Genomic DNA, 536 nt, shown 5'->3' with positions numbered 1-536 from the left:
GAAGACGTATTCTCTATTTCAGGCCGTGGTACTGTAGTTACCGGTCGTGTAGAGCGCGGTATCGTAAAAGTGGGTGAAGAAGTTGAAATCGTGGGTATCAAAGATACAGCGAAAACAACTTGTACCGGCGTAGAAATGTTCCGCAAACTGCTGGACGAAGGCCGTGCGGGTGAGAACGTGGGTGTTCTGCTGCGTGGTACTAAACGTGACGAAATCGAACGTGGTCAGGTCCTGGCAAAACCAGGTTCAATTAAGCCACACACCACTTTCGAATCAGAAGTTTATATTCTGAGCAAAGACGAAGGCGGCCGTCATACTCCGTTCTTCAAAGGCTACCGTCCACAGTTCTACTTCCGTACAACTGACGTGACGGGTACGATCGAACTGCCAGAAGGCGTAGAAATGGTGATGCCAGGTGATAACATTCAGATGGTCGTTACCCTGATTGCACCAATCGCGATGGACCAGGGTCTGCGCTTCGCAATCCGTGAAGGTGGCCGTACAGTAGGTGCTGGTGTTGTTGCTAAAGTTATCGC

The 536-nt window shown here is 50.2% G+C and carries 1 protein-coding gene; it reads left to right on the top strand.

What is annotated here, in order from left to right:
* A partial coding sequence (locus tag ABR397_RS23170) for an EF-Tu C-terminal domain-related protein (RefSeq protein ID WP_350307754.1) occupies positions 1 to 536 on the top strand: 536 nt, incomplete at both ends.

This window comes from Photorhabdus viridis, assembly GCF_040256935.1.
GTDB classification, from domain to species: Bacteria; Pseudomonadota; Gammaproteobacteria; order Enterobacterales; family Enterobacteriaceae; genus Photorhabdus; species Photorhabdus viridis.
The sequence above is the reverse complement of the archived record's forward strand: the minus strand, read 5'-3'. Positions and strand labels throughout refer to the sequence as shown.